Source organism: Aliiroseovarius sp. Z3 (genome assembly GCF_029105185.1).
Classification (GTDB): Bacteria; Pseudomonadota; Alphaproteobacteria; order Rhodobacterales; family Rhodobacteraceae; genus Aliiroseovarius.
Genome location: NZ_JAFMZK010000002.1, coordinates 437,563 through 460,690, shown reverse-complemented (window position 1 = coordinate 460,690; position 23,128 = coordinate 437,563). Strand labels below are relative to the sequence as shown.

Below are 23,128 nucleotides of genomic sequence, written 5' to 3'. Positions count from 1 at the left end.
GAGATATCCTGTGATTGCGTCGGGCCTGCCCCGAACGGCACAAGAGCTATGGGAGAGGAAAATGGCCGCCAATGCAACCGAGCTGAAGAGCTTGCTGAAAGACCCGTCCTTGGTCGAAACCCGCGCCTATGTGAACGGCGAATGGATCGACGCCGATGACGGCGCGACGTTCGATGTGACGAACCCGGCCCGTGGCGATGTGATCGCCAAAGTGGCCGACCTGTCGCGCACCGAAGTGGCCCGCGCCATCGAGGTCGCCGACAAGGCGGGCCGGGAATGGGCCAAGCGCACCGCCAAGGACCGCGCCAACATCATGCGCAAGTGGTTCAACCTGATGATGGAAAATCAGGGCGATCTGGCCACGATCCTGACCGCTGAGATGGGAAAGCCGCTGACCGAAGCGACGGGCGAGATTGCCTATGGTGCCAGCTTCATCGAATGGTTCGGGGAAGAGGCCAAGCGGATCTATGGCGAAACCATTCCCGGCCACCAACCCGACAAACGCCTGATGGTGATCCGCCAGCCGATCGGTGTCGTCGCCTCGATCACGCCGTGGAACTTCCCCAATGCGATGATCACCCGCAAATGCGGCCCGGCTGTGGCCGCAGGTTGTGGCTTCGTGGGACGTCCAGCGGCGGAAACACCCCTGTCGGCCACCGCGCTGGCCGTGCTGGCCGACCGCGCGGGCATCCCGGCAGGCGTGTTCAACATCGTGCCCAGCTCGCGCAGCTCGGACATCGGCAAGGAATTCTGTGAAAACCCGCTGGTGCGCAAGCTGACCTTCACGGGGTCGACCAATGTGGGCCGCATTCTTCTGCGTCAGGCCGCCGATCAGGTGCTGAAATGCTCGATGGAGCTGGGCGGCAACGCACCGTTCATCGTGTTTGACGACGCCGATCTGGATGCCGCCGTGGAAGGCGCCATCGCTTGTAAATTCCGCAACAACGGCCAGACCTGCGTCTGTGCCAACCGGATCTACGTGCAGGAAGGTGTCTATGACGAATTCGCCAAGCGCTTCGCCAAGGCCGTGTCCGCCCTGCCCGTCGGCGACGGTCTGAACGAAGGCATCGCCCTTGGGCCGTTGATTTCCGAAAGCGCGGTGGAAAAAGTGCGCGAGCACGTGGCCGACGCAACCGCCAAGGGGGGCGAAGTGATCCTTGGCGGGAAAGACCACGAGATGGGCGGCCTATTCTTCGAGCCCACCATCATCAAGAACGCCACGCGCGACATGGATGTCGCCACGGACGAGACCTTCGGCCCGATGGCGCCTCTGTTCAAGTTCAAGGACGAAGATGACGTGATCCAACAGGCCAATGACACGATCTTCGGGCTGGCGTCCTATTTCTATGCCAACAACCTGAGCCGCGTTTACAAAGTGGCCGAGGCGCTGGAATACGGCATCGTCGGCGTGAACACCGGCATCATTTCGACCGAGACCGCGCCGTTCGGCGGCGTGAAACAGTCGGGCCTTGGCCGTGAAGGTTCGCGCCACGGGATCGAGGATTTCCTTGAAATGAAATACATCTGCATGTCGGTCTGATTACCGCTGCATATATTGGAAAAGGAGGGGCCTGCCCCTCCTTTTTGCGTTTCAATTGTCATGTTTCTTTAACAAATCTGTCAAATTCACATTACGTCCACCGCGATGATGTCCGGGACCAAACTTACAGGAGTGTCCCATGCTGCATCGCACCCTTTGCCTGACCTCTGCCCTTGCACTTTGCGCGGGCGCAGCACAGGCCGAGATGAACTTTAACCGTATCGCCTCTTTCCCCGTTGTCATGAATATGGCCGAGGGCGAGGATACGACCCGCGAAACAAGCCCCGAGATCATTGACGTCACCGCGGACGGCATGACGCTGGTCTATACCGACAGCCCGCTGGGCGTTCTGGGGCGTATCGACATCACCGATCCCCACGCCCCCAAACCGCTGGGCAATATCGCGCTTCCGGGCGAGCCGACCTCGGTCGCCGTGATCGGTGGGACCGCGTTTGTGGGCGTGAACACCTCGGAAAGCTACACCGCGCCGTCGGGCATGTTGAAAGCCATCAACGTGGTATCGGGCGAAGAACTGGCATCCTGCGATCTGGGCGGTCAGCCTGACAGCGTCGCGAAAGCACAGGACGCAAGCTTCATCGCCGTTGCCATCGAGAACGAGCGTGACGAAGACTTGAATGACGGCGTGATCCCGCAAGGCCCCGCTGGCGATCTGGTTCTGGCTACTTTGAAAGACGGGATGCTAGACTGTGGCGGCATCACCCGCGTCGACCTGACCGGATTGGCCGAAATCGCTCCCTCGGACCCCGAGCCTGAATATGTCGACATCAATGCCGAGGGCGAGATTGTCGTCACGATGCAGGAAAACAACCACATCGCGGTTGTGTCGAAGGACGGTAAACTGCTGAGCCACTTCTCGGCCGGAGCCGTGGATCTGGAGGGCATCGACGCCACCGACGAGCGCGGCGCGCTGATCTTCACCGAAAGCCAACAGGGTCGCAAACGCGAGCCTGATGCTGTGAAATGGCTGGACAATGACCACTTCGCCACCGCCAACGAAGGTGACTACGAAGGCGGTTCGCGCGGCTGGACCATCTTCCATCAGGACGGCACGGTCGTCTATGAAAGCGGCCCATCGTTCGAGCACGCCATCGTGCAGATCGGCCACTATCCCGACAAACGGTCGGACGCCAAGGGCGTCGAACCGGAAAGCGTGACCGCTGCCACCTATGGCGACATGGAGCTGGCCTTTATCGGGTCGGAACGCGGCTCGATCGTCGGTGTCTATGACGTCGCGGATCTGGCCAATCCGGTACTGAAACAACTTCTGCCCTCGGGCGTGGGGCCGGAAGGTTACGTGACCATCCCGGGTCGCAACCTGCTGGTCTCCGCCAACGAAAAAGACCTGATCGAAGATGGCGGCGCGCGTGCGCATGTCATGATCTATGAACTGCAGGACGCCCCCGCCAGCTATCCCATGCTGACCTCGGAAGGCGCGGACGAGCTGATTGGTTGGGGGGCTATTTCGGGCATGGTTGCCGATGAAGGCGGCATCGTCTGGGCGGTATCTGACAGCTTCTATGGCTTCCAGCCCTCGATTTTCAAGATCGACACGAACGCCACGCCTGCCCGCATCACCGACGTGATCCGCATCACCCGCAACGGCGCCCCTGCGCAGAAGCTGGACCTTGAAGGCATCACGCTGGACGGCAAGGGTGGCTTCTATGTCGCCTCGGAAGGCCGCACTGAACGCCTGATCCCGCACGCGATCTATCACGTGCAGGCCGACGGTTCGATTGCGAACCTGAAGGGCGAGATCGGTATCCCGCCGGAACTGGCCGCCGTCGAGAAACGCTTTGGCTTTGAGGGCATCACCAAGGTGGGCGACACATTGTGGATGGCCGTGCAGCGCGAATGGAACGATGACCCCAAGAACCATGTGAAATTGATCGCCTATAACCTTGAGACCAAGGAATGGGGCGCCGTCCACTATCCGAAAGCCGAGCCTGCCACCGGTTGGGTTGGCCTGTCGGAAATCGTGGCGCATGGCGATTATTTCTATGTGGTCGAGCGCGACAACCAGCATGACCACCGCGCCGTGACCAAGAAGATCTATCGCATCCCGGCCGCCGAGATGGTGCCTGCACCGCTGGGCGGCGACCTGCCAGTTGTCTCAAAAGAAGAAGTGCGCGATCTGCTGCCCGACCTGACCGCCACCGGAGGCTATGTTCTGGACAAGGTCGAAGGTCTGGCGATCGCGGCTGACGGTACCGCGTGGGTGTCGACCGACAATGACGGTGTGGACGACCACTCGGGCGAGACCATGTTCTTCTCGATCGGCAAGGTCAGCGAACTCAACATCAACTGACCCGATCAACTGTCGACTATCACGAGGGGGCTTCGGCCCCCTCGTTTCGTTTGCAAATACGGCCAAGCAGACATTCTTGACTTTCCGTATATGCCCCCTATCTTGCCCTGCGCTGCCCCTGCCGGGGTGGTAACATTCTCAGGGCGGGGTGAAATTCCCCACCGGTGGTTACAGCCCACGAGCGGCCCCTTTTCACAAGGGGTGTCAGCAGACCCGGCGAAATTCCGGGGCCGACGGTCAAAGTCCGGATGGAAGAGGATGGTCTGAGGTGCACGGGGAACGTGCACCTTGTCCTTCTGCCTTGGGTCAACGCGTAAGGAAGAAAGGACATTGCGCAATGGCTCATCAATTGACACTGACCACACCCGTCAAGGCGGCGGGTCTGATGGTTCTGGCAGGCGCAAGCTTCGCCGTCGTAAACACCGCCCTGCAAGGGGCCACGATGAAAATGGGGGCGTCGGCGCCCTCGGTCACCTTCTGGCAGTATCTGATCGCATTGGGATTTTACCTGCCATGGGTGTTTCGCCACCGCGCAGCGGTGATGAAAACCGGGCAGGTCTGGCTGCACATCCTGCGCGTCGCGCTTGCAGCGGGCGGTGTGCAACTGTGGACGCTGGGGCTGGCCCATGTGCCGATCTGGCAGGCAATTGCGCTGATCCTGCTGTCGCCCTTCTTTGTGACACTCGGCGCGGGGCTGGTCCTGCGCGAAACCGTGTCAATCCATCGCTGGGGCGCGGTCATATTGGGCATCATCGGCGGCGCAATCATACTCGAGCCGTGGTCCGATCGGTTCGAACTGGTCGCCCTGCTTCCCGTGGGGGCCGCAGCTTTGTGGGCTGCCAGTTCCGTCGTGACCAAATTCCTGACCCGTGCCGACGGGCCGGAAACCGTGACAATCTATCTGCTGGTGCTGCTGAGCCCACTGAATGCAGCCTTGGCGCTAGGGTCCGGTTTTGCTTTGCCAACAGGTGCCATCTGGCTGGTCGTGGGGGCCGGGTTGCTTACCGCCTTGGCACAACATGTGTTGGTGCGTGCCTATTCGCTGGCAGACGCTGCATTTCTGCAACCATTCGACCACCTGAAACTCGTGTTCAACGTGCTCTTGGGCTTTGCGGTGTTCGGCTTTTTGCCAACCGGGTCGATGTGGCTTGGTACCGCGATCATTCTTGTTGCCAGCTTTTACCTGCTGGAACAGGAACGTCGTCAGACAATTTAAAACAAAAGCGCGGAGGTTGCCCTCCGCGCCCATCTTTTCAGGTGATCAGGCCCAAAATCAGGCTTCGATCGTTTGGTGCTCAAAATCCTTGGATTTCGCAATCTCGATCCGGCGGGGCTTCAGCGCCTCAGGCACCTCGCGCACAAGGTCGATATGCAACATGCCATGTTCGTGGGCTGCACCCGTTACGCGCACATGGTCGGCCAAATGGAAACGACGCTCGAACGCGCGCGTCGCGATACCACGGTGCAGATACGTCCGTTCGTCTTCATCGGCTTTCTTGGCCGAGATGATCAGGGCGTTTTCGCGGACTTCCACCGACAACTCGTCTTCGGTAAAGCCAGCCACGGCAACTGAAATGCGCCAACCATCGTCGGCGATTTTTTCAATGTTGTAGGGTGGATAGCTTTCGCGGCTCACGTCGTTGGTCAGCACCCGGTCCATCAGGTCAGCAATCTGATCAAAGCCGACGGTGGCACGGTAAAGGGGCGAAAGGTCAAAGTTACGCATGGTGTCCTCCTAAAAGCGACAGGGTTTGCGCCTTCCCATCCTTGGGACAGGCAAGATTTCGGGCCCAGTTGTTCGGCACCCGTGTCACAAATTTATGGAGGATTTTTCACCCTTCAAGAGGTCAGGGGCGCAGAAATTTCGCACCCGCATCGTTTGCCTGCCCAACGCCCAAGCGGCGTGGCTTGAAGCCGGTTTCGCCGATCACACCTGTTCCGGCCCGCAGCGCCCGTTTGGCTTCTGTCACACGTTCGAAAAGTTCCGTTCCATAGGCAATCTTGTCACGTTGCCCACGCGTTCCGGCCGACACCAGGGATACGATGCGTATCCGATGTGCACTGTCATCAAACACCGGCGCCCCGCTGGACCCGAAGGTCACATCGCAGTTAAACGCCAGCAAACCCCCACCGCGTCCCAACACCTCACAGACCGCTTGGCGCGACAGGGCTGCATCTCGGCCTTTCCCGTAACTGACGACAGACACTTTACGTTTGGATCGCGGCAATTGCGTCACGGCAAACGGGGCCGCGACCGCTGCCGCAATTGGTGTATCGAGTTGCACCAATCCAACATCGTTGCGAATATTCTTGGCGGTCATGTGTTGGTTGGGGTCATAATCTGGATGCATGATTGCCAGCTTGGCATTTCTGATCGCCACCGCGCGCCCGTCCCGCAATCCTGCCCTGAACCGCACCCCCTTCACATGACCCGCACGGGCAATATCACGCAGACAATGCGCGGCGGTCAGAACAAGGTCCGTTGAAATCAACACACCGGTGCAATAGCCATCTTGACCGAAATCCAAACGCCCGACCGCCTCGTAACCGAACAGATCTTCACGCTGTGTCAAACGGTGCAAACCCGTGGGCTCCTCGGCCATCGCGGCGGGAATCATCATAATAAACGCAGCAATAAAAAGAATAAATCCGTTTAGCCTTCGCATCATGGGCGCAGGAATTTTGCGCCACCTGGACCGGCTGCGCCTGTTCCAAAGGTGCTGACCGGCGGGCGCGAGACTGATTGCACGCGCGTAAACACGCCATCCCCATTGGCAAGCATCTGCATCAGTTCCGCCAACGGCTTTTCAAGGCTGGTGCCCAGCGAAACGGGAATATCTCGAACCATCGCCTTGGCCGAAATCACCGACACGATCGCGGGTTTTCCGTCCTGCACGACAAAAACGGGCGCGCCAGAGGATCCGAAATCAACTGAGCAACTCATCACCAGCGCCCCGCTTTGACGCGCCAGCACCTTGCACATTTCCTGCAAAGCCGGGCTTTCAGAACGGTTATGCGCATAGGATACGACGCCGACTTCGGCCCCTTTGCGCGGACGGGAATGAATGGCAAACGGTTGGACCGAGCTTTTGCGAATGGGCTGGTCCAGTTCCAGCACCGCAAGGTCATTCACTACGCGCGCGGCCCGGTCGTCAGTGGTAAAGGTGAAATCAGGATGAACAACCGCCCGCCGCACCCCGCGATAGGCCGAGGCCCGCCCGTTGCGCCAACCCGCCAAAAATTGGATTTCCTCGGGTCTGACGCGCGCGCCAGAGACCTTGTCAAACATACAATGGGCTGCTGTCAGCACCAGATTTTCGCCGATCATTGCCCCGGTGCACAAGCCACCCGCGCCGATATTCAACCGTCCCACGCCTTCCCAGCCCCGGCTGTCATCCCCTGTCATCAAGGTGCGAAGGGGTGACGGGTCGGATGCGACCAAGGGGCTGGCGAGCCACAGGCCCACCGCCATCATAGCTATCAGTTTCTTCATTTCTCTGCCTCTAACGGGGCGGTTCATCCACCCTCTGACCATATGTTTAGGGCGAAAATAGGGGCAGGAAAAAGAAAAAACTGTTCGGGTCAGGTCAATTTGCGTGGCTGTGGCCCCCCGGTGGCCCAATCCAACAGCTCGACCGTATGGACGACAGGAATGCCGGTGCCCGATCCAATTTGCATCATGCAGCCAATATTGCCCGCCGCGATGATCTCGGGCGATTTGGCTTCCAGATTGGTGACTTTGCGGCGCTTCAGTTCTTGCGAAATCTCCGGCTGCATCAGGTTATAGGTCCCGGCAGAGCCGCAGCACAGATGGGCATCGACGGGCTCCACAACCTCGAACCCCGCCCGTTTCAACAGCGTTTTCGGGTGGGTTTTCACCTGTTGGCCGTGCTGCAGGCTGCAGGCCGAGTGATAGGCCACACGCTTGTTCATATGCGCCTCGGGCAGATCGAGTTTCATCAGCAATTCACTGACATCCATGGCAAGCGTCGACACGGTTGCCGCATCTTCGGCCAGCGCGTCATTGCGAAACATGTGCCCGTAGTCCTTCACCGTGGTGCCGCAACCTGATGTGTTGATCACGATGGCGTCCAGCCCATCGCTGTTTTTCTCGCGCATCCATGCGGCGATGTTCGCGCTGGCCTGGGCGTGGCTTTCATGTTCTTTGCCCATGTGATGGGTCAGCGCCCCACAGCAGCCCATCCCCTTGGCCACGACGACCTCGCACCCCAGCCGGGTCAACAGGCGAATGGTGGCATCATTGATATCCGTATCCAGCGCCTTCTGCGCGCAGCCCGTCAACAACGCCACGCGCATCTTGCGCGCGCCCTTGGCCGGGAAGGTCTGCGGTTTGTCGTTCGGGCTGGGGCGCGGCAGCTTGGGCGGTGCCATTTCCAGCATTGCCTCCAGCCGGGGATCGGGCATGAACTTGCGCAGGGGCCGCGCCAATCGCGCGCCCTGCATCGCCAACCGGAACCGGCCCGGATATGGAATGATCTGTGCCAGCGTCCAGCGCAGCATCCGGTCAAATAGTGGACGTTTATAGGTCTTCTCGATATGCGCGCGCGCGTGGTCGATCAGGTGCATGTAATGCACGCCAGATGGACAAGTCGTCATGCAGGCAAGGCAGGAGAGGCATTTATCAACATGCTCGACCGTTTTCTTGTCGGCGGGACGCCCGGCTTCAAGCATGTCCTTGATCAGATAAATGCGGCCCCGAGGGCTGTCGAGTTCATCGCCCAACACCTGGTAACTGGGGCAGGTCGCCGTGCAGAACCCGCAATGGACGCACGAGCGCAAAATCTCGTTGGCGCGCTTTATCGCAGGGTCTTTCAGTTGCTCTTCCGTGAAATGCGTTTGCATGTCAGGCTCCCATCAGGCCGTGGTTCAGGATGCCGCGCGGATCGAACTTGGCGCGCAAGCCTTGGGTCAGAGTTGCAACAGGGGCCGGGTCGGGATGGAACACCGGCACGGCAGCCCGGGTTCCGGCACTGGCCCGCACCAATGTCGCATGGCCCCCGATATGGCTCAGTTCCTTACGGATCATCTGGGCACCAGCATCGCCTTCATCCGGCACACGCAACCAAATCAGGCCGCCGCCCCAGTCGTAGATCGCGTCGTGTGCGAAGCCACTCAGTTCGCGGACAAGCGTCGGCCCGTCTGACGGTTTGACCGAAATGCGCCAGACCGCGCCGCCTTGACTCGCAAAGGGTTTCACATCGCGCAGGTCTGTCCACAGTGCCGCGGACGCATCGCCATTGATGATATCGAACCCCTTGAGCACACCCGCTTGCAATGCCTTCGCGCGATACTCCACCGATTGCGCCAAGCCCTCGACCCGGATCATCGTCCGGCCATTCATCAAAGCCGCCCCCGTCACGTCAAACGGCGAACCAAGCGCCGCCGCCATCGACGCCACGGCAGTTTTCGCCTTCGCGTCATCACAAATCAGCGTCGCCTCGGTTTCCGGTATGGCCAGCACCTTCAGGCTGACCTCGGTCAACACGCCCAGCGTGCCCCAGCTTCCGGTCATCAGCTTCACGAGGTCATAACCGGTCACGTTCTTCATCACGCGCCCGCCGTTTTTCAAAACCTGCCCCTGCCCATCCACAAAGCGGACGCCAAGGCAGAAATCACGCGCCGCCCCGACCTGAATGCGACGGGGACCAGACGCGTTGGTGGCGATCACACCACCGATGGTGGATGCGCCCTTGGTGCCCAGAAGCGGTCGCATGTCGCCGGGTTCAAAGGCCAGCCGTTGACCTTCGCTGGCCAAAAGCGCCTCGACCTTGGCCAAGGGGGTGCCAGCCCGCGCCACCAGTGTCAGCGCGCCGGGTTCGTATAGCGTTATGCCCGACAGACCGGCGGTCGACAGGATGGCACCATCGACGGGCGCCCCGATGTCGCGGGTGCCACCGCCCTGGATACGCAAGGGGCCATTGGCCGCGACAATCGCCTCGGCCAGCTCTGCTTCTGTTTTCAGGGTCATGAGGCGCGCCTTGTTTCCGTTGTCGACAGGGGGAACACCTTGGCTGGGTTCAAAAGCCAGTTGGGATCGAACACGTCTTTGACGGCCAGCTGAATCTCAAGATCGGTTTGGTTGTATTGTGAAACCATTAAGTCTCTTTTTTCTACTCCAACCCCATGTTCACCGGTCAGACATCCGCCAACCTCGACACAGAGTTTCAGGATATCCGCCCCGAACGCCTCGCATTTCTCAAGATCGCCGGGTTTGTTGGCGTCAAACAGGATCAACGGATGCATGTTGCCATCGCCTGCGTGGAACACGTTGCCCACGTCCAGCCCATACTCTTTCGACATTTCACCAATACGGCGTAGCACCAAGGGAAGTTCGGACACGGGGATCGTGCCATCCAGACACATATAGTCGTTGATCTGCCCCATCGCCCCGAAGGCCGACTTGCGGCCCAGCCAGATTTTCGCGCTTTCCTCGGCAGACGTGCTTTCGCGCAATTCCACCGGGTTATGGGCGCGGGCAATCTGCGTGATGCGCGACAGTTGATCGTCAATCTCGGCGTCCGACCCTTCGACCTCGATGATCAGCAACGCCTCGCAATCGGGATAGCCTGCCCCGGCAAAGGCTTCGGTGGCGCGGATGCAGGGGCGGTCCATGAACTCGATCGCGACGGGCAGGATGCCAGATTTGATGATGTCGGATACGCAATGGCCCGCGACTTCGTTCGAGTCGAACCCGACCAGCACCGGGCGCGCGCCTTCTGGCTTGGCAAGGATGCGCAGGGTCGCCTCGGTCACGATGCCCAATTGGCCCTCGGATCCGCAAATCAGCCCCAACAGGTCCAGCCCGCCCGCATCCAGATGCGCGCCTCCGATCTCGATCACCTCGCCATCAGCCATGACCATCGTCACGCCCATCAGGTTGTTGGTGGTGACACCATATTTCAGGCAATGCGCCCCGCCCGAATTCATCGCGATATTGCCCGCAATCGCACAGGCCAGTTGGCTTGACGGATCGGGGGCATAGAAGAAGCCTTCTTCTTCGACCGCACCGGTGACGGACAGGTTGGTGCGCCCCGACTGCACCCGGATGATCCGGTTTGCGAAATCGGTTTCAAGCACGTCATTCAGCCGGGCCACCCCCAAGATCACACTGTCGGACGTGGGCAGAGCACCACCGGCCAGCGACGTGCCTGCGCCACGTGGCACCACCGGCACGCCTTCCTCGTGGCACACCCGCATGACCGCCGACACCTCTGCGGTCGAGGCGGGCAGCACGGCACATAGCGGTGGACACTTGTAGGCGGTCAACGCATCACATTCATAAGCGCGTGTTTCAAACGGATCATGGACAACGGCGCCATCTGGCAAGACATCCTGCAGACGCTTCACGATCTGATCCTTGCGCGCAAGAATGGTGGCGTCAGGGGTCGGCATCTGCATCGGATTCCCTCCATCATCAGTAATTGGTAAAAATATATTACCAATTTTCCAGTTTGGCAACCGAAAGGAATGCGCTAAGCGTGCGCGCATGTCCTTGACCGAACGTCTGTCTCTGTTTTCTCCGCTAGACGGTGTCGCCGTTTGCCTGATCATTCTGGCCTGGGCCGCAATTGGTTGGCGAATTGAACATGCCCCGTCATCCAAACCCTCGGTATCGGGGCTTGTGGCGCAATACCGCCGCGATTGGATGGTGCAATTTGTCGAACGCGACCCGCGCATTTTCGACAGCGCCATCCTGGCCACGCTGCGCCAGGGGGCAAGTTTCTTCGCCTCGGCCTCGATGATCGCGATCGGGGGTGGCATGGCACTGTTGGGCAATACCGAGCGGTTGCGCGGCGTCGCCCAGGATCTGATTCAAAACAGCGCACCGGAATTGGTGTGGGAAATCAAGATCCTGCTGGTGGTGCTTTTTCTCGCCAACGCGTTTCTGAGTTTCGTATGGTCGCATCGCCTGTTCGGCTATTGTGCGGTTGTCATGGCCTCGGTGCCCAATGACCCGATGGACCCGACCGCCTTGCCCCGCGCCCGCAAGGCAGGCGACATTAACATCTCGGCGGCACGCAGTTTCAATCGTGGCCTGCGTTCGGTCTATTTCGCGTTGGGGGCATTGGCATGGCTGCTTGGCCCCGCCAGTTTGATCGTAGCGACCGTGCTCACCGTCATGCTCCTGTATCGGCGCGAGTTTGCATCGCATTCGCGATCTGTCCTGATGCAGCCCGACAGCTAGGTTTCAGCGGGCAGACGACGGGTCTGTTCGTCGCGCACCACCGCGCCCTTCGATCAGCCATGCCCCGATCAGCGACAGCGCAGCAATGGCCAGCATCAGCCATGCCGGAGCAAGGGGAATCACCCGGATCGCTTGTGTCACATAGGCGTTGCGCGGTGTATAACCGATCCAGCCCCGACCATGCGCCAGTTGGCCCATCCGCACCGGACGCAGGCCGGGCAGGCCATCCTCGATCCGGGTGACGGTGCCATTCGTCACATGGCCCAATGGGGCAAGCGGGGCGGCATCGGCTATCGGTTGTTCAAACTCACGCAACGCTGCCAGCCCACGCACCACAACCGTTGTCAGATCGTCCTGTGCGACACGATACAGCCCCTGTTCTGTCACCGCGATCTCGCCGTCAAACACGCCGGGCGCGCGTTCCGTCAGTTCAACCGGCGCTTCGGTTCCATCTGGGAAAGTTACGATCGCCTCAGGAGTGCTGTCCTGCATGGTGCGGCGTTCGATGCGCAGCCCGGTTTCAGTGGCGGTGGCGGTCAGCGCCTCTTCCTCAAGCTCGGGTTCGCGCATCAGCCAATGGGCCAGTCTGCGCAACAGCTCCAACTGCGGCCCGCCACCTTCGTACCCACGCGCCCACAGCCACGCATGGTCTGATCCCAGCAAGGCCACGCGACCATCGCCCACGCGATCAACGGTCAAAAGCGCAGCATCATCAGGTCCGTTCAAGATCGTGTGACCCCCGGTCGGTTCAAGCTCGATCCGGCGCAGCCATGGACCCCAACCGCCCTCGGGCGCGAAATCTTCCAGATCGCGCGAAATCGGATGGCGCGCACCCGCGTCGCTGATTTCAGGCCGGAATGCGTCTTCCACCAGACGCCCTGTGGGGAAAGCCGGCAACATGCCCGCCAGCCCCGACCGCGCGATGCTTTCGGCCCCGGCCAGGGCGGGACCAGCCGCGATCAACACGGCACCGCCCCGTTCGACATAGGCTCGGACACTGTCCAGATACCCACCGGGCAAAATCCCGCGCAGCCGATAGCGGTCGAAGATGATCAGATCAAACTCATCGATTTTGTCGACGAACAATTCCTGCGTCGGGAAGGCGATCAGGCTGAGCTCATGAACAGGCACACCATCCTGTTTTTCTGGCGGACGCAGGATGGTGAAGTGCACAAGGTCCACGGCGCTGTCGGATTTCAGCAGGTTGCGCCACGTGCGCGTGCCCGGATGCGGCGTGCCCGAGACCAAAAGCACGCGAAGGCGGTCACGCACACCATTTATTTCGATCACGGCAGCATTGTTGCGGTCAGTCAACTCGCCCTCGGCGGCGGGCAGAGTCACGTGGACCAGATTGCGGCCTGCATGAGTCAAGGTCAGCGGCAGCACAATCTCGGCCCCGACCTGCGCCAGCAAAGATTCGGGGTCAGCCCCGTCGCGGGATATCGAAAGCTCGACCAGTTCCTTGGGGACCAACGGCGCGCCCAAAGCATCGACACGCAGGCGAATTTCGGTTTGCTCGCCCAGAATGGCAAAGGCCGGGGCGTCGGTGACTGACAGGCGCAGATCCCAATCGTCCGCCCGCCCGGTCAGAAGCGCCTGAAACGGCGCGGGCAGGTTTGGCGCAAACTCGGTATCATGAACCACGCCATCGGTGATGGCCACGACGCCCGCCACACGGTCACGGGGCAAATCGGCCATTGCAGCGGTGATCGCGCGCATCAAATGGGTGCCATCCGGCGTGGCGGGATCGGCAAATTCAGACAGGCGACGCGTGGTCAAATCAAGCCCCGGACGCCCGGCGACCTGAGCCTCAAGCGATGCCAGCGCCGCTGCGTTCTGATCGGGTCGGTCAGACAGGCCTTGCGAGGCGCTGTCATCAACAACGGCCAACAGAATATCCGCCAGCGGATCGCGATCTTCCTGCTGCAGGGATGGCCCGGCAAGCGCCGTCAGCACAGCAAGAGCAGCCACGGCCCTGAGCGCCCAGCCCGACAAACCGCGCCACACCGCCAGCCCAAGCGCGACCAGCGACAGCACGGCGAGGACACCAATCACCAACCACGGCAAACCGGGTGAAAATATCAGGCCCGAGGCGTTCATTCCCCCAGCCTTTCCAGCAACGCCGGCACATGAACCTGATCGGATTTGTAATTCCCGGTCAGTACATGCATGACAAGGTTCACACCAAAGCGCACCGCCATTTCACGCTGACGTTCGCCTGCCTGACCGCGTCCCACCGGAAACATCGGCGCCCCGTCAGACCGGATGGCCCAGGCACCGGCCCAATCGTTGCCACCGATGATCACCGGGCTGACGCCGTCATTCAGATTGCGAAACGGCATCCCCTCGGCGCGTTCTGCGTTGGGCGGGGCGGCCTCGACCCATGCTGGGCCGCGGGCGCGGCCGGGAAATTCTTCCAACAGGTAAAACGCGCGGGTCAGAACATGATCGTGCGGCACGGGTTCCAAAGGGGGCAGACCCAGCGGCAGGGCAATGGTGCGCAACCGACGAGCAGCAGCACTTTCGCCGCCAAACCCGGCATCACGCGTGTCGAACAGAATAAACCCGCCAGTCGCCAGATAGGTTTTCAGACGTGCATAAGCAGCGGGGCTGGGTTGGCGGGTTGTCTCGCTGACCGGCCAATAAAGGAACGGGTAAGCCGACAATTCATCATTCTCTACGTCCAGTCCAACCGGTGGTGCCGGTTCGACCGACGTGCGCGAAAACATCTGATCGGACAGACCCATCAACCCGGCCTTGGCGATCTCGTCCGTCGCCGGATCGCCGGTCAACACATGCGCAAGCGTTACCGTGCTGGCCGCGCTGATCAGCGCCTCGGGCGTTTCAACGTCTTGCGCCGCGCCGTATTCCGGCAGGACGAACAACGCTGCGCCGACAAGAACACCCACACGCGCCGCGCTTTCTACCATCCGCCTGCGAAGCCGTCCGGAAATCCAAAGGCTCGCCAGAATGTCCAGCATCCCAAGGAACAGCGCAGTCGCCAACAGAAACGGCGCAAGGCTGCGCGTGGCGCTTTGGTCGTTCCATCTGGGGACTATGCGGGCAGGCCAGTCGGCAGGCGACATCTGCGCGTCCGGACCCAACGTGTTCACCGCCAAACGGCGGTCGCCGTCGGCGTAAAGCCCCGGCGGCACCTCGGCGCCTGCGCCATCCAGAAGGCTAGGCCCCGGCACCCCGGCCTGCGCCCCGGCTGGGCCAAGTTGCCCAAAGGGGTCAAGCACGCGTTCGGCGACCCATTGCGTGCCCTCCAATGTCTGCGCCTCGACCTGACCGGGGCGGGTCGACACCGCCAACCGCTCAAGCATCTGGACGAACAGTCCAGACAGCGCCAGCGATGACCATTCTGCATTGGCCGAAATGTGGAACAACACAACCTGCCCCTGACCCAACGCCTTGCGGGTCACAAGCGGCGTGCCATCTGCCAGCGACGCCAATGTGCGATCGGCAAGATCGGGGCTGGGTTCGGCCAGAATTTGCGCGCGGACCAACACATCATCTGGCACCCGCAGCCCGAAGAAGGGCGACGTTTCGGGGAAAGGTGCCAATGCGCGCGGAGCGCCCCAGCTCATCGCGCCGCCCACCACACGCCCGCCCGAGCGCAGCCGAACGGGCAGCAAGATATCCTCAACCCCGCGTCCGGTATCGGCTGCTGCCAGCCGGGGCCCTGCAAAGCGCAAGAGCAGACCACCTTGGGCAACCCATCCGGCCAGCGCCTTTTGGTCAGGTTCGGCAAGGCTGGGCACATCGGGCAGGATCAACACTTCCGGCCCGGCTTCGATCAGCGTTTCGATGGCGACATCTTCGATCACCTCGGCGGACGGAACCAGGGCTTCGCGCAGGTAATGCAGGGGCGACAACAGCTCCAGTCCCTCACGCGACTGGGTGCCGGTCAGAAGCGCCACGCGGCGGCGGCGCAAGCTGTCATCGGCCAGCGTCACAGCGCCAGAGGCGCGCTGATCTTCCAGTTGAAACCGCGTGATCCGGTTGCGCAATTCCGGTGGCAGAGGCATCTGTGCCTCGGCGCGGGCGGCCCCGGCGGTGAAGCTGAGTGTGGAAGAGGCAAGCACCCGTTCGACCCCGGTCGGGTCTGGCCCAACGCCCTGCACAACAACGTCTGTCCCGGTTGCAACACCCGTGCGCAGAGCTTCCAGCACAAGCGCGCCATCCTCGGCCCGCGCTGGCAACAGACCAAAGCGCGGCGCGGTTGGCTGCACGACGTCAACGCGGCCTTTCGCTTCGAACGCCGTCAGCAGGTCAAGACGCCCGGCTCGCGACACCCCGTCCGACACCCAGAGCGTGTCGGCATCCTGAAGCCCGGCAACCCAAGCAGAGGCGGCGCCATATGGGGCCTCCCACGCGACAGGGGACAGTCCTGCAAGCCGAACGCGCCAATCGCCGGCGCTTTGCCATTGCGGCGCGGCGGCATCGGTGTCTGAAACCTCGTGCGACAGGGCAATTGCAACAGGGCGCCCGGCCTGAGCTGCGATATCAAGCTGATCTTTTATTGCGCCCATACGCTGCGGCCAATCCGACGCAGCCGCCCACCCGGCATCGACAAAGATCAACAGAGGCCCGCGCCCGGCCTGACGCTGTTCGGGGTTCAGCACCGGGCCCGCAAACCCAAGGATCAGCGCAGCAACGGCCAACAGGCGCAGCAACAAAAGCCACCACGGTGTGCGATCGCTTTCCGCATCGCGATCTTCCAACCCCAACAGCAAGGTAACAGCCGGAAACCGCTGGCGCAGCGGCGCGGGTGGAATGGCACGCAACAGCCACCACAGAACCGGCAAGGCCACCAACCCTGCCAGCAGCCAAGGGGTCGTGAAGGCGATGGGCAAGCCAAAGATCATCTGTCCCCCTCGATCGCATGATAAAGCCATAACAGGGCGGCACTGTCGGCGTCCCCGCTATGATGCGTGTGAAATTGCCAGCCGGTGCGTTGCGCCAGATCGGACAGCTCGGCCTTGCGCGCAGTCAGCCGGTCCAGATAACGGTCACGCAGATCGTGCGCCTCAGTCGTGTCATGTTCCAACACGCCGCTCATATCCTCGAAGATCATCCGGCCATGGAAGGGGAACGCCTCCTCTACCGGATCGAGAATTTGAAACAACACGCCGGTCACGCCGCGATCTGCGGCACGGGTGACGGCACGGGTGACACTGCCCGTATCGCCAAGAAAGTCTGACAGGAACACCGCGCGGGACCGGGCTGGAAGGTCTGCAAACTCTGCCGTCTGCGGGGACAGAAGGGCGGTCGCCATGCGCGATAAGGCAAGCTCGCCTCGGCCTGCCGGGGCTGCACTGGTGGCCAATCCGACCCGTTCACCGCCGCGCACTAAAAGCACGGCCAATGCCATGGTGATCAGCCGTGCCACGTCACCTTTCTGTGCCAGATCGGACGAGGATGCAAAATCCATTGATCGCGACGGATCCACCCAGAACAAAACGCTTTGCGCCGCCTGCCATTCCTTTTCCTGCACATAATGCTGGTCAGACCGGGCCGAGCGGCGCCAGTCGATCCTATGTGCCGGATCACCGGGTTGGGCGGGGCGGAATTGCCAGAACGCATCCCCCTGCCCCGGTTTGCGGCGACCATGCTCGCCCAGTTCGACACTGACTGCCAAATGGCGCGCATGGGCCATAAGCGGCGGCAACCGTTCAGCCAGACCCTCGGCCCGGCTGCGCAATGTGGGGTTGGGGGTCACGCCGCCGCCACGGCGCGCGTGGTCTGGTCGACCACTGTGTCAATCACACTGGCCAGATCATGACCCGCCGCCCGTGCACCATAGCTCAGCGCCATACGGTGGCTGAGCACCGGACGCGCGAGCGCCTGCACATCGTCGATCCCCGGCGCCAGACGCCCGTCGATCAAGGCGCGCGCCCTTGTCAGCAACATCAATGCTTGCGCTGCCCGTGGCCCCGGCCCCCAACTGACCGTGTCACGCACGATTTGCGGGGCCGTGGCTTCCGCCGGACGACAGGCCCGGACAAGATCAAGAATCGCATCGACCACGTTCTCGCCAACCGGCATCCGGCGCAAAAGCTTTTGCGCGGCGATCAGGTCGGCAGCGGAAAAGACCGGCTCGGCCTTGGCGTCCTCGGTGCCGGTGGTGGCAATCAGAATATCGCGCTCGGCGTCGCGATCAGGGTAGTCAACATCCACCTGCAACAGGAACCGGTCCAACTGCGCTTCGGGCAAGGGATAGGTCCCTTCCTGTTCCAGCGGGTTCTGCGTGGCCAACACATGAAAGGGGGCGGCCAGTTCATAAGTCTGCCCGGCAACGGAAACCTGATGTTCCTGCATCGCCTGCAACAGTGCCGACTGGGTGCGGGGGCTGGCGCGGTTGATTTCATCCGCCAACAGAAGCTGACAGAAGATCGGCCCTTTCAGGAACCGGAACGAGCGGGTGCCCTCGGCGCTTTCTTCCAGCACTTCGGCCCCAAGAATGTCGGATGGCATCAGGTCGGGTGTGAACTGGATGCGCCCTTCGCGCAGGCCCATCACCGTGGACAGCGTTTCCACCAGTCGCGTCTTGCCCAGCCCCGGCAGCCCGATCAAAAGCGCGTGCCCACCCGCCAGCAGAGCCGACAGGGTCAGGTCAACCACTTGTTCCTGACCGATAATTCGCCGCGAGATGACACCCTTCGCGCGCGCCAGCGTGTCACCAAGGGCTTCGATCTCGTCCAGAATGGCATCGTTGGTCATGGAAATTCCTCCGCTTGGGCTTTACATTTCATTAAAGGCCAAACGCGTCGGGGGAACAAATGACAAAAACGGCAAGTGACGGAAAATCGCCGGAAAAAGCTGCATCCAGCAAGAACATGACCGAAGCGCTGGCCGATGCGGCCCGAAAAGCGGGCAAGAAAGGTCTGCCGCCCGTGCATTTGTGGAACCCTGATTTCTGTGGTGATCTGGACATGCGGATCGCGCGTGACGGGACCTGGTTTTACCTTGGCACCCCCATCGGGCGGCACGAACTGGTGAAACTGTTCTCATCCATCATCCGCAAGGATGGCGACGACTATTTCCTTGTCACGCCCGTGGAAAAAGTCGGCATCACCGTGGACGATGCCCCCTTCGTCGCCATCGACTTTGAAGCCACGGGCAAGGGCCGCGATCAGGTTCTGACCTTCACCACCAATGTCGGTGACGAAACCGTGGCTGGCCCTGATACCCCGATCCGTGTGGAACGCGACCCTGAAACGGGCGAGCCATCGCCCTATGTGCTGGTGCGCACCAATCTTGAGGCGCTGATCGACCGCAAAAGCTTCTATCGGCTGGTCGATCTGGGCGCGCATGAGGATCACGACGGCGAAAGCTGGTTCGGCCTTTGGTCGAGCGGTGTTTTCTTTCCGATCATCCCGTCGAAAGACCTGAAGGTGTGACAATCCCCCTCGCCCTGCCTGCGCCCTTGGGCTATGGGACAGCATGACTGACACCGATACATATGAGATTTTCCTTGTCGCCCCGCCGGGTCTGGAACCCGTGCTGGCGGACGAAGCACGCGCCGCAGGCTTTGCCACCCCCACCGCCAGCCCCGGCGGCGTGACCATCCATGGTGACTGGGCCGAGGTCTGGCGGGCCAACCTGACGCTGCGCGGGGCCACGCGCGTGCTTGTGCGGCTGGGCAGCTTCCGGGCGTTTCATCTGGCACAGCTGGACAAACGTGCGCGCAAATTTCCGTGGGGCGATGTGTTGCGCGCCGATATACCGGTGCGGGTCGAAGCGGTGTGCAAACGGTCGAAGATCTATCACCACAAGGCAGCCGCCCAACGGGTTGAAACCGCGATCCGCGAAACTCTGGGTGCAACGATCTCGAAAGATGCGGCTCTGGTTCTGAAAGTGCGGATCGACGACAATCTGGTGACGATCAGTCTGGATACGTCGGGGGATAGTCTGCACAAGCGCGGCTACAAGACCGCGACTGGCAAGGCCCCGATGCGCGAAACTCTGGCCGCCTTGTTCCTGAACGCCGCTGGCTACGATGGGCAAGAGCCGGTCTTGGACCCGATGTGCGGATCCGGCACGTTTCTGATTGAAGCCGCCGAGATGTCGGTGGGATTGCTGCCCGGGCGCGCCCGTCATTTTGCCTTCGAACATCTGGCCAGTTTCGATGCCGAAGCCTTTGCAAAGATGAAAACCGCGACCCGGGTCCAGGTCGCAGAGGCACCCCCCCGGTTCTTTGGGTCGGACCGCAACGCCGGCGCGATTGCTAACAGCCAACAGAATGCCGAGGCCGCCGGGGTCGCCCCCCTGACCCACTTCACCGAAGCCGCGATCAGCGATCTTGAGCGTCCCGATGCCCCACCCGGCCTTGTCATCGTGAACCCGCCCTATGGTGGGCGGATCGGCAACAAGAAACTGCTGTTCGCGCTGTATGGCACCTTGGGCAAGGTGCTGATGGAGCGGTTTGCAGGCTGGCGGGTGGCGATCATCACCAGCGACGGCGGGCTGGCCAAGGCGACAGGTCTGCCGTTCCTGCCCCCCGGTCCACCCGTCGATCACGGCGGCACCAAGGTGAAGCTGTATCAGACCTCGCAACTGCCCTGATGCAAAGAAAAGGCCGGGAACGATGCCCGGCCTTTTGTTCTTCAAGTGACTTGAGTTACAGCCCCCATTTCGCAGCGGTATCTGTAAAGAAACCCTGTTCCTTCTTCAGCTTAACCCAGCTGTTCACATAGTTGATCCAAACCTGATCGCCCTGTGGCAACAGCATTGCAATCGGTGTTGGCGCGCGCGGCGCATCCACCGGAACCGCTGTCACATTCGGAAACTTCTCGGTCAATGTGGCGCCTTCAATGTTCGACGTGATAAACACATCGGCGCGACCGGCCAGAACTTCCTGATACCCGCGCGCAGGCGCTTCGACGACCTTGATGTCAGCATCCGGGAACCAACTGCGCACCATCCCTTCGAACGAGGTGCCAAGCGTGGTCGCCACCTTCACCTCTGGTTTGTTGATTGCATCCCAGCCATCATAGTTCCCCACCTTGTCCGATGTGGTGAATGGCAGAATCTGCACCGAGATATAGGGCTCGGAATACCCGGCCACTTTCATCCGCGACGGCGAGATCGAGGCTGAGCCGGTCATGTGATACTTGCCCGCGACGATCCCGTTCACCAAGGTTTTCCAATCGGCCGGCACAAATTCCAGCTCGACCTCAAGATCCTTGGCCAGTTCGGTCATGATGTCGATGTCATAACCACGATAGCTGTCCGTGGCCGGATCCTTCATCGACATCGGGTTCCAGTCGCCGGTTGTGCCCACCTTCAGGACGCCGCCGGAAAGAATGTCATTCAGGGCGGATTGGGCCTGCGCCCCGCCTGCCAGCAGTGTCATCGCCAGCAGCCCGGCCCCAAGAGTTCGCAGAAAGTTCATCGCGCGGTGTCCTTTTGGTGGTTATCAAAATCGTTGCTTGTCCGTATACCTTAATAAACATGATACGGGTCAAGGCAGCCCTCGGATGGACTGCTCACGATCAGTTGAACAGATCGCGGGCAAAAGAACAAGTGGCGAACATTAACCAAGGCAAGCACGCGATCACCATGGCGCAGGTCAGCAAATGGTATGATGACTTTCAGGTGCTGCGCGACATCACGCTGGACGTGGACCACGGCGAAAAGCTGGTGATCTGCGGCCCCTCAGGTTCCGGAAAGTCCACCGTCGTGCGGCTTCTGGCCGGGTTGGAGCAGCATCAGAAAGGCACCATCTCGCTTTATGGGCAGCCCGTTGATTCCCAGGGTCGTGGCGATATTGGTATGGTGTTTCAACAGTTTAACCTGTTTCCGCATTTGACGGTTCTAGACAATCTGATGCTTGGCCCGATGCGTGCCCTTGGCATGCCCAGACCTGAAGCACGCGACCGCGCAATGGCTTATCTTGAACGCGTTCGCATCCCAGAACAGGCCGACAAACGCCCCGGTCAACTATCAGGCGGTCAACAGCAACGCGTCGCCATCGCCCGGTCGCTATGCATGGACCCCAAGTTGATGTTGTTTGACGAGCCGACCTCGGCGCTGGACCCCGAGATGATTGCCGAGGTGCTGGAGGTGATGGAGGATCTGGCCCGCGACGGCATGACAATGATCTGCGTCACCCATGAGATGGGATTTGCGCGCCGTGTGGCCGACCGCATCGCCTTCATGGACGCAGGCGAGATCGTCGAGGTCGAGCCACCCGAGATCGCATTCTCAGCGCCGAAATCTGCGCGGTTTGCGCAGTTTCTTGACAAGATACTGAAGCACTGAGGGGGCGATGATGACCAAATTCCGCCTGTCCCTTGCGCTTCTGTCGCTCTTCACCCTTACGGCCTGCGCCGCCCCGCCGGGGACATGGGGGTGGTATGTCATTGATCCGACCACATCAGCGGGCTGGACCAATATAACATTCCTGCTGCGCGGGTTTTCTGCGACCATCCAGATCTCGGTGATCGCGGCGGTGGCATCAATCATCATCGGCTTGCTGGTTGCCCTTCCCGCCTTTGCACGCAGTCGCTGGCTGCGCCTGCCCAACCGCATTTATGTCGAGTTCATTCGCGCCATTCCCCTGCTGCCCATGCTGTTTTGGGTGTTTTACGGCCTGCCGGTGGTGCTGCGCTCGATGGGGATCGACCTGAACATAGATCCTTTCTGGGGGGCCGTGATCACACTGGCCTTGTCAGACAGCGCCTTCACCGCCGAGATTTTCCGTTCGGGCATTCAGTCCGTTCCACGCGGGCAGGCCGAGGCCGCACAGACCATTGGCCTGACACGTGCGCAGGCGATGCGCTATGTCATTCTGCCGCAAGCAGTGCGTCGCATCCTGCCGCCACTGGCCAACCAATTCATCTATATCGTGAAAATGTCGGCTTTCGCGTCGGTGATCGGAATGGCGGAACTGACACGCCGCGCCAACGAACTGGTCGTCACCGAATACAGACCGCTGGAAATCTATACCCTGCTGATCCTTGAATATCTGGTGCTGGTGCTGATCATCTCGGCGGGTGTGCGGTGGTTGGAGCGCAAGATGAATGCGGATGAAAGCCGTTGATCCATA

General features: G+C 61.1%; 19 protein-coding genes and 1 riboswitch. Of the genes, 8 read left to right on the top strand and 11 right to left on the bottom strand.

Going from position 1 to position 23,128, the window contains the following annotated elements:
* Positions 1–61: 61 nt before the first annotated feature.
* From J3R80_RS05185 to J3R80_RS05175, 3 genes are all read left to right on the top strand, one after another.
* Entirely contained in the window at positions 62–1,540 is a 1,479-nt protein-coding gene (locus J3R80_RS05185; protein WP_275392691.1) for an NAD-dependent succinate-semialdehyde dehydrogenase, read from the top strand.
* Between the two features lie 139 nt (positions 1,541–1,679).
* Positions 1,680–3,866 carry an esterase-like activity of phytase family protein gene (locus J3R80_RS05180; protein ID WP_275392690.1) on the top strand — a complete coding sequence of 729 codons (2,187 nt, stop codon included), beginning with the start codon at positions 1,680–1,682 and terminating at the stop codon, positions 3,864–3,866.
* A gap of 130 nt (positions 3,867–3,996) precedes the next feature.
* Positions 3,997–4,130: riboswitch (FMN riboswitch) on the top strand.
* Positions 4,131–4,203: 73 nt separating this feature from the next.
* Complete coding sequence (locus tag J3R80_RS05175) at positions 4,204–5,082, top strand: DMT family transporter (RefSeq protein WP_275392689.1); 879 nt, start codon at positions 4,204–4,206, stop codon at positions 5,080–5,082.
* Between the two features lie 57 nt (positions 5,083–5,139).
* Here J3R80_RS05175 and J3R80_RS05170 read toward each other — a convergent pair whose 3' ends face one another.
* The 6 genes from J3R80_RS05170 to J3R80_RS05145 all read right to left on the bottom strand — a co-directional run bounded on the left by J3R80_RS05170 (position 5,140) and on the right by J3R80_RS05145 (position 11,285).
* Positions 5,140–5,592, bottom strand: coding sequence for an Hsp20 family protein (locus tag J3R80_RS05170; protein ID WP_275392688.1), 453 nt, complete (start codon positions 5,590–5,592; stop codon positions 5,140–5,142).
* Between the two features lie 121 nt (positions 5,593–5,713).
* Complete coding sequence (locus J3R80_RS05165) at positions 5,714–6,487, bottom strand: trypsin-like peptidase domain-containing protein (protein WP_275392687.1); 774 nt, start codon at positions 6,485–6,487, stop codon at positions 5,714–5,716.
* Between the two features lie 44 nt (positions 6,488–6,531).
* On the bottom strand, positions 6,532–7,359 hold the full coding sequence (locus tag J3R80_RS05160) for a trypsin-like serine protease (RefSeq protein ID WP_275392686.1): 828 nt from the start codon (positions 7,357–7,359) through the stop codon (positions 6,532–6,534).
* Between the two features lie 89 nt (positions 7,360–7,448).
* Entirely contained in the window at positions 7,449–8,729 is a 1,281-nt protein-coding gene (gene glcF / locus J3R80_RS05155) for a glycolate oxidase subunit GlcF (protein WP_275392685.1), read from the bottom strand.
* A 1-nt stretch (position 8,730) separates the two neighbouring features.
* On the bottom strand, positions 8,731–9,855 hold the full coding sequence (gene glcE / locus J3R80_RS05150) for a glycolate oxidase subunit GlcE (protein ID WP_275392684.1): 1,125 nt from the start codon (positions 9,853–9,855) through the stop codon (positions 8,731–8,733).
* Positions 9,852–11,285, bottom strand: a complete 1,434-nt coding sequence (locus J3R80_RS05145; protein ID WP_275392683.1) for an FAD-linked oxidase C-terminal domain-containing protein — start codon at positions 11,283–11,285, stop codon at positions 9,852–9,854. The genes glcE and J3R80_RS05145 overlap by 4 nt, the downstream gene beginning before the upstream one ends.
* 88 nt (positions 11,286–11,373) lie before the next feature.
* Between J3R80_RS05145 and J3R80_RS05140 the strand changes: the two genes are divergently transcribed.
* A complete protein-coding gene (locus J3R80_RS05140; protein ID WP_275392682.1) occupies positions 11,374–12,072 on the top strand; it encodes a DUF599 domain-containing protein in 699 nt (232 codons plus the stop codon).
* A 3-nt stretch (positions 12,073–12,075) separates the two neighbouring features.
* Here J3R80_RS05140 and J3R80_RS05135 read toward each other — a convergent pair whose 3' ends face one another.
* The 4 genes from J3R80_RS05135 to J3R80_RS05120 are packed head-to-tail and all read right to left on the bottom strand — an operon-like array spanning position 12,076 to position 18,798.
* The gene (locus tag J3R80_RS05135; RefSeq protein WP_275392681.1) at positions 12,076–14,172 is read right to left on the bottom strand and encodes a hypothetical protein; all 2,097 of its coding nucleotides are present in this window, start codon (positions 14,170–14,172) and stop codon (positions 12,076–12,078) included.
* Positions 14,169–16,943 carry a DUF4159 domain-containing protein gene (locus J3R80_RS05130; protein WP_275392680.1) on the bottom strand — a complete coding sequence of 925 codons (2,775 nt, stop codon included), beginning with the start codon at positions 16,941–16,943 and terminating at the stop codon, positions 14,169–14,171. Before J3R80_RS05130 ends, J3R80_RS05135 begins: the two co-directional genes overlap by 4 nt.
* Positions 16,940–17,797 (bottom strand): DUF58 domain-containing protein, encoded by an 858-nt coding sequence (locus J3R80_RS05125; RefSeq protein WP_275392679.1) that lies wholly within the window; start codon positions 17,795–17,797, stop codon positions 16,940–16,942. Before J3R80_RS05125 ends, J3R80_RS05130 begins: the two co-directional genes overlap by 4 nt.
* Entirely contained in the window at positions 17,794–18,798 is a 1,005-nt protein-coding gene (locus tag J3R80_RS05120) for a MoxR family ATPase (RefSeq protein WP_275392678.1), read from the bottom strand. Before J3R80_RS05120 ends, J3R80_RS05125 begins: the two co-directional genes overlap by 4 nt.
* Before the next feature lie 116 nt (positions 18,799–18,914).
* Here J3R80_RS05120 and J3R80_RS05115 point away from each other — a divergent pair, with 116 nt between their 5' ends.
* A complete protein-coding gene (locus J3R80_RS05115; RefSeq protein ID WP_275392781.1) occupies positions 18,915–19,478 on the top strand; it encodes a DUF1285 domain-containing protein in 564 nt (187 codons plus the stop codon).
* 43 nt (positions 19,479–19,521) lie between these two features.
* Positions 19,522–20,643, top strand: a complete 1,122-nt coding sequence (locus J3R80_RS05110) for a class I SAM-dependent RNA methyltransferase (protein ID WP_275392677.1) — start codon at positions 19,522–19,524, stop codon at positions 20,641–20,643.
* Positions 20,644–20,698: 55 nt separating this feature from the next.
* Here the strand turns inward: J3R80_RS05110 and J3R80_RS05105 are convergent, their stop codons facing one another.
* A complete protein-coding gene (locus J3R80_RS05105; RefSeq protein ID WP_275392676.1) occupies positions 20,699–21,472 on the bottom strand; it encodes a transporter substrate-binding domain-containing protein in 774 nt (257 codons plus the stop codon).
* Between the two features lie 167 nt (positions 21,473–21,639).
* On the opposite strand from J3R80_RS05105, the gene J3R80_RS05100 reads away from it, so the two are divergent.
* Positions 21,640–22,341 carry an amino acid ABC transporter ATP-binding protein gene (locus tag J3R80_RS05100; protein ID WP_275392780.1) on the top strand — a complete coding sequence of 234 codons (702 nt, stop codon included), beginning with the start codon at positions 21,640–21,642 and terminating at the stop codon, positions 22,339–22,341.
* 10 nt (positions 22,342–22,351) lie between these two features.
* On the top strand, positions 22,352–23,122 hold the full coding sequence (locus tag J3R80_RS05095; protein WP_275392675.1) for an amino acid ABC transporter permease: 771 nt from the start codon (positions 22,352–22,354) through the stop codon (positions 23,120–23,122).
* The last annotated feature ends 6 nt before the right edge of the window (positions 23,123–23,128 follow it).